The sequence below is a fragment of the Acinetobacter lactucae genome, from assembly GCF_013344765.1.
Taxonomy (GTDB): domain Bacteria; phylum Pseudomonadota; class Gammaproteobacteria; order Pseudomonadales; family Moraxellaceae; genus Acinetobacter; species Acinetobacter lactucae_A.
The window spans coordinates 1-6312 of record NZ_JABVBF010000188.1 but is presented as its reverse complement, the minus strand read 5'-3'; the positions used below and the strand labels follow the sequence as shown (position 1 = coordinate 6312).

Annotated in this window: 8 protein-coding genes and 1 pseudogene; 6 read left to right on the top strand and 3 right to left on the bottom strand. The window is 38.3% G+C overall.

Features of this window, described 5'->3' with window-relative positions; translation table 11 throughout:
- Both HUN22_RS14915 and HUN22_RS14910 read left to right on the top strand, forming a co-directional pair.
- Positions 1-729 (top strand): hypothetical protein (locus HUN22_RS14915; protein ID WP_254617549.1); only part of this gene is annotated, 729 nt, incomplete at its 5' end.
- 24 nt (positions 730-753) lie between these two features.
- Positions 754-1146, top strand: a complete 393-nt coding sequence (locus tag HUN22_RS14910; protein ID WP_174730890.1) for a hypothetical protein — start codon at positions 754-756, stop codon at positions 1144-1146.
- A gap of 45 nt (positions 1147-1191) precedes the next feature.
- On the opposite strand, the gene HUN22_RS14905 is transcribed toward HUN22_RS14910, so the two are convergent.
- Positions 1192-2193 (bottom strand): aldo/keto reductase, encoded by a 1002-nt coding sequence (locus HUN22_RS14905; RefSeq protein ID WP_174730887.1) that lies wholly within the window; start codon positions 2191-2193, stop codon positions 1192-1194.
- 111 nt (positions 2194-2304) lie between these two features.
- Positions 2305-3207 (bottom strand): helix-turn-helix domain-containing protein, encoded by a 903-nt coding sequence (locus HUN22_RS14900; protein WP_016143719.1) that lies wholly within the window; start codon positions 3205-3207, stop codon positions 2305-2307.
- A gap of 758 nt (positions 3208-3965) precedes the next feature.
- Between HUN22_RS14900 and HUN22_RS18020 the strand changes: the two genes are divergently transcribed.
- The 4 genes from HUN22_RS18020 to fosLL all read left to right on the top strand — a co-directional run bounded on the left by HUN22_RS18020 (position 3966) and on the right by fosLL (position 6105).
- Positions 3966-4145, top strand: a complete 180-nt coding sequence (locus HUN22_RS18020; protein ID WP_254617548.1) for a hypothetical protein — start codon at positions 3966-3968, stop codon at positions 4143-4145.
- A gap of 195 nt (positions 4146-4340) precedes the next feature.
- Positions 4341-4889: a TetR/AcrR family transcriptional regulator gene (locus tag HUN22_RS14895; protein ID WP_174730884.1), complete on the top strand. Its 549-nt coding sequence runs from the start codon at positions 4341-4343 to the stop codon at positions 4887-4889.
- Positions 4890-5085: 196 nt separating this feature from the next.
- Positions 5086-5649, top strand: coding sequence for a tetratricopeptide repeat protein (locus HUN22_RS14890; RefSeq protein WP_174730881.1), 564 nt, complete (start codon positions 5086-5088; stop codon positions 5647-5649).
- A 48-nt stretch (positions 5650-5697) separates the two neighbouring features.
- Positions 5698-6105 carry a fosfomycin resistance glutathione transferase FosLL gene (gene fosLL, locus HUN22_RS14885; protein ID WP_174730878.1) on the top strand — a complete coding sequence of 136 codons (408 nt, stop codon included), beginning with the start codon at positions 5698-5700 and terminating at the stop codon, positions 6103-6105.
- 28 nt (positions 6106-6133) lie between these two features.
- Here fosLL and HUN22_RS18230 read toward each other — a convergent pair.
- Positions 6134-6312: pseudogene (locus HUN22_RS18230) on the bottom strand (hypothetical protein); the annotation flags it as partial.

Genomic DNA, 6312 nt, shown 5'->3' with positions numbered 1-6312 from the left:
ATTTCAGGTTGTGCGGTTCTCACACTTTCAGCATTGGCGGTGACTCATGCAGAATTTTCTTATGAACAAGAATTACAACAAGGCTGCAATAAAGTGAAGCAATATGCGAGCTTAGGTAAGAAATTCTACGACCAAAAACAATATAAAAAGGCACTCGAAAATTTCCAAAACCAAGCGTCTTGGACTGCATTTTGTAAAGCCAATCAAGATGAAACTACAGGTAAATTTACTGACCGTGATATTGAAGTTGCCAACAATAACGTGGGCTTAGCCTATGCTAAATTGGGTCAACCACTTTGGGCAAGATCATGGTTTATGCTTGATGAAAAATCAAAGTCGAGTCAGTTTAATCTTAAGCAATTACCTCAACCTAAAGCGTCAAATGACTTGTCAGGTGAATATATGCGTTACTCTGGTTTTGGTGAGTGGGATCACATCACGGTGAGTCGTGAGAAGGGGCAATATGCAATCAGTTATGCCGGTTTATATATGGGACTTAGAAGCTTGATCTACGGCCCAAATATGGGTGAGTTTGACACCAAAATGCCGACTAATAAAAAGCAAACGGTTTATAAAAATGAAGACTGCCGTATTCAGCTCGATTTTAAAACGAGTCCGAAGTTAGGAAATTATATTCAGGTTAAACAAAACGAAGGTGAGTCGGGTTGTGGCTTTGGACATAACGTTTATGCCGATGGAACGTATTTAAAAGTTGAGTCTGGAAAATAAGATTAAACATATAGGAACACAATAATGAAAAATATATTTGTACCTTTACTGCTTGTTTCTACAGCTATTTTTTCTGCTCAAATTTATGCAGAGCCAACCAGCACCTGCAAAGAAGTGAAATTTCAGCAAGCTGATCAGGCTTGGAGTGGACACTATTATTTAAATGGTGTGATGGAAGTGGGTTCGGAGCTTTTACTTCAACCAGATGGTAAGTTTCAATGGATGCTCGCTGTGGGGGCTTTAGACCAATATGCCGAAGGCACTTGGTGGAAAAACGGAGACTGTATTGGTTTAAAACCAGAGGCTAAATTTAAAAAGGATTTAAGTATTTTCCCTGAAAGCCTAAAGATTTCGGATAAATCATTAGATGCGATCTGGGAAGGTGGACGCCAGCAAGGCACATATAGCAAAAATTAAATTAAAAAGTCCGACACTGAGTCGGACTTTTTTATAGTTTCATTTTTAATGATTAACCGCTGCAAGTTGCTCAGCGTTATAGCGTGCGCCCATGTTTGGGTATCTCGTAATAATTGCGTCGATTTCTGCCAAATCTGCCGCTGTTAAATCAAGGTCTACAGCGTCAGCATTTTCCACAAGTCGCTCGATTTTACGAGTACCTGGAATTGGAATAATGTCTTCACCCTGCGCCAAAATCCAAGCCAAAGCCAGTTGAGCCGCTGTCGCGTTTTTGCTTTGGGCAAATTCGCTAAATGCTTGCGCCAAGCTTTGGTTATTTTTCCAGTTGTCGCCCTGATAGCGCGGTAACTGGCGACGGAAATCATTTTCGTCTAGGTTGCCAACATCAAGCGTGTTGGTAATTAAACCACGCGAAAGCGGTGAATACGGCACAAGGCTAATACCTAACTCGCGAATAGTTTGAAAGTGTGTATCTTCCAGCTCACGAGTAAGCAATGAATATTCATGTTGAACCGCTGCAATCGGGTGAATCGCATTTGCTTTACGAATGGTTTCAGCCGAAGCTTCACTGAGTCCTAGGTAACGAACTTTACCTTGTTGGACCAAGTCAGCCATGGCGCCAATGGTGTCTTCAACTGGAATATTCGGGTCAATGCGGTGTGCATAATACAGATCAATCACGTCTGTATTTAAGCGTTTTAAACTGTTTTCGACCGCAACTTTAATCCACTCTGGAGAACCGTCGATATAAGACTCTAAAGAGTTTTGTGGGTTGAGGTTATCTTCTTTATAGCGAAAGCCAAATTTGGTCGCCAAGAATACTTTGTCGCGGTGTTTTTCTAAAACTTTTGACAGCAAAACTTCGTTTGCGCCGTTGCCGTACATGTCGGCGGTGTCCCAAAAGTTAATGCCGAGGTCTAAGGCTTTTTCTAGGGTTGCAATGCTTTGTGTGTCGTCTGAGGCACCATAGGCAAAGCTCATTCCCATGCAACCTAAACCAAGTGCTGATACTTTTTCGCCTGTTTGTCCTAAAGTTCTATATTTCATTTTTCACACTCTTTTTGCAAAATCACTTGAGTAGAAAAACTATAAAATGCTTTGGCTCAAACTGACGTATAACATTCAAACCAATAATTATAAAATTCAAACAATCTGTTTTTAGGCCACACAGTCTTCACGGAACTTTTTAGGCGAAAAACCCGTATTTTTCTTAAAGAAATTGGTGAAATACGCTGAATATTCAAAGCCTAAGCTATAGGCAATTTCCGAAATATTCCAACTGGTGTGTTGTAGCAGTGCTTTGGCTTCTTGCGTAATGCGCGAGCTAATATGTTCAGAGGTGGTTTTGCCTGTAGCTTCTTTTACAGCGCGGTTTAAATGGTTCACATGCACAGACAGGCCATAGGCATAGTCATTTGCAGTTTTGAGTTTGAGCTGAAAATGGGGCGAGTCGATAGGGAATTGACGCTCTAATAACTCAAAGAATAAATGGCAAATCCGAACTGCAGCATTGCTATGTTTTTCAAACTGTTGGGTCGGTTGCATTTTCATGGCTTCATGCACAATCAGGTGCAAATAGTTTCTTAAAACGTTGTATTTATGAATATAGTCTGAATTTATTTCAGTCATCATCTTTTTGAAAATAAATGAAATTTCTTCAACCTGTTGGTCGTTTAAAAAATACAGCGGGTCGCCGTCGACTTTAAATAGTGGAGAGTCTTTTAAAAAGCTTTGTCGCGATTCTTGGTTTACAAACTCTTCGGTAAATAGACAAAACCAACCTGCCTGTTCAGGCGAATTAATTTCCCAAGCGTAGGGAACCATTGGGTTTGAAAACAGTAAAGCAGGGCGATCGACTCGTATCCAGCGGTTAGCGTAGTGAAGGTCACCTGTGCCTAAAACCAGTGAAATTTTATAATAATCGCGGCGGCTATAAGGCGTGAGAAACGAGCAAGCATCGCGTTGGAACACGTTAAAATGTCCAAACGAAGTCGATGGAACCGAGTAATCGCTATCTCTGGTTAAAGAAAAGCGGCGATAAAAATCATGTATGGTTTCCATGTTTCTGCCTGCATGCGTTATCAATATCAATTTATTTAAAGTTATAAAATTCAAACTTTATTTACTTTAGCTTTTATTTATATCGCGATCAATCGGGTCATTTAAACAGTTTTGAAAATGAATGATAAATTAATAATGGGAAAATGAGACAATAGGAATAAAAATATTTTATAAATTAACAATATATGTTCATTGACACTTAAAATCTTGAGAATTATTCTTTGCCTGCAAACTACTTTAGGGTAGAGCGATAAGGGGACACTTTCGGGTGTGCTGGTACTGTGCCCAGTCTGCTAACCCCTTATCGATCTGCCACCATTCTACGGTAGAACGATAAGGGAACACCTTCAGGTGTGCTGGTTGCTTTTGTACCAGTCTGCTAATCCCTTTTCGTTTTGCCACCATTCTATGGTAGAGCGATAAGGGGACACTTTCGAGTGTGCTGGTTCTGTGTGTCCAGTCTGCTAACCTCTTTTCGCTCTGCCACCATTTTTATTATTATCATGATATCGTTAAATTTAAGTTGAATGACTGTTTAGCTTAAATATCTAATTGAATGAAAACAAAAATTATTTAACTAATTTCTATTCAAGCTTACATTGACACTCAAAAACACGCGGATTATCCTTTGCCTGCTGGCCACATTGCCAGTCGATTTTGACAGATCGATATAACACACAAGACATCAAAAAGTTCTCTTTTTGGTGGCGAACTCGTTCGTCCCCCTTCGTAGCGGTAGGGCGAGGGAGGGACGCCTTGTGCGTGCTGATTCTTGTGTGTCAGTCTGTCAACCTTCTCTCGTTCTACCACCATCATTTGACAGTGATTGGGTAGAACTCCTTTACACACAAGGAGTCCGCACATGCGTACTATTTCATCTCTCTCGTTGGCAATCTTTGTCAAAATCTTTACGTCCATATGGCCCATCTGGTCTTTAAAGCGGTTTAACCGACTCTAGGTTTTAAACCCTAGGTCATTACGACTAAAAAATCATAGCAACAATAAAACCCGAGATAGGCGAGCACACCATTTTTGTGCGGCTTTTGCATGCCTGTTTTTAGCGCTCAATTTAAGAGTGACGGCATTTCTATCTCTTTTACATACAACAAAAAATTATTTTAAACGGTATAAAAATGCCAAATTTAGAAGCATCATTTAGAGCATTACGCGTGCTCCACGCGGCAAAAGATTTATTTAATCAACATGGGTTTTACATCGGGATAGATCGAATCGTTGAAGAAGCCAAAATTCCCAAAGCCACTTTTTATAACTACTTTCACTCCAAAGAAAGGCTCATTCAGATGAGCTTAACTTTTCAAACAGATGCATTAAAACATGAGGTGTTTTCTATCATTCATTCGTACCGCGAACTCATGGCCTTCGATAAACTCAAGAAAATCTACTTTTTACATGCAAATTTAGAGGGATTTTATCGGCTGCCATTTAAAGCGATTTTTGAAATTGAAAAGCTTTATCCAGCGGCCTATAAACTCGTGATTGATTATCGAAACTGGTTCATTAAAGAAATTCATAAACTGCTTTTAACTGTAAAAGCGACTGCTACAGTTGAAGATGCGCACATGTTTTTGTTTGTGATTGATGGGGCCATGGTTCAGCTTTTAGGAGCGAATAGTACTGATGAAAGAGAGGTATTGCTCGACTATTTTTTAAGTCGGGTTTGAGGGGAGGAAGGCCCGACGAGAGTTGGGCTTTAGTTAAATTAAAAAGAAATCTTATAAGTTTTAAATAGCAAACAGATTAAAGATAAATCTTTTCGCCATACGGGAGGTTATTATTCAATTCATTAAATTTAAATAGCTGTAATGTATTATTAGTTGAGCATAAAGGTTAGAAAAACTATTTTAATTAAGGTTAGACATGAATAACTTCAAAATTCTTTTCATTACTTTAGGACTAATGTTTTCAATGAATTTATTTGCTAATCCAACGTTCTCAGATGATCTATTAAAAAGGGCAACAAGTGGTGATACATCAGCCCAACTAGAATTAGCAGATGTTTATATATATGGATGGGGTATCGAAGAAAATGAAACTCAAGCGGAATTCTGGGCAACTAAATCAGCCGAAAGCGGTAATGTAAAAGCAATGCAATGGCTAGGCGAGGGTTATGCTACGTATGCTGGACTTGTTGGAGATATGGATCCAGCTGATGCAGATGAACACTACAAAAAAGCTTTTAAATGGTTTTCGAAAGGAACTCAACTAAATGATGCAGATTGTATGGTTGGTTTGGCCAACTTGTATAGTAGCGGTGACGGAGTTGAGCAAGACACTCATAAAGCACTAGAGCTACGTAAAAAGGCTGCTGCTCTTGGTAATAAAGAGGCTATGAGAGATATTGCCTTTATGTATGAATATGGATTGGGTGTAGAGAAAAATTTAGAGACTGCAAAATTTTGGAGTGAAAAAGGAAAGATTTAATAGTTTTATATTTTATATCGAGTCCCATTTAAAAAGAGAAAAGCATCTATGAAATTAAGTGGATTGAATCATCTAACTATTTCTGTAGAGAATGTTGATCGTAGTTTTAGTTTTTATAAGGATGTTCTAGGTTTTATTCCCAGAGCCAAGTGGAATAAAGGTGCTTATTTGAGACTTGGAGAGTTATGGCTTTGTCTGTCACTTGATGAGGTTAGTATAAGTTCAGACTATACACATTACTGTTTCAGTATTAGTGAAGATCATATAGATGAATTCCGCCAGAAAATTAAACTAATGAATATCCATGAGTGGAAAAATAATCAAAGCGAAGGAGAGTCTATATACTTTCTAGACCCCGATGGTCATAAGTTGGAGGTTCATGTAGGTAATCTATCTACTCGTTTAGAGAGCTGCAAAAAAAATCCCTATGAAGGAATGGTTTTTTTTGATGAATAGTTATTAAAGTACTTTGAGCCACTAAAATTTATAATTTTATTCGATAGTTTTGAGCTAATTCATGAGCTAAATTTAGAATATATTTTTCAGGATTTCTTTTAATAATTTCATCAAAAAAATTAGGGCTATTTTTTAGAATTTTGGGTATTTGTGCTGTGTCAGACTGACGTTGTAGAGCTAATAAAATTGTTAGTAATTCATATGTAT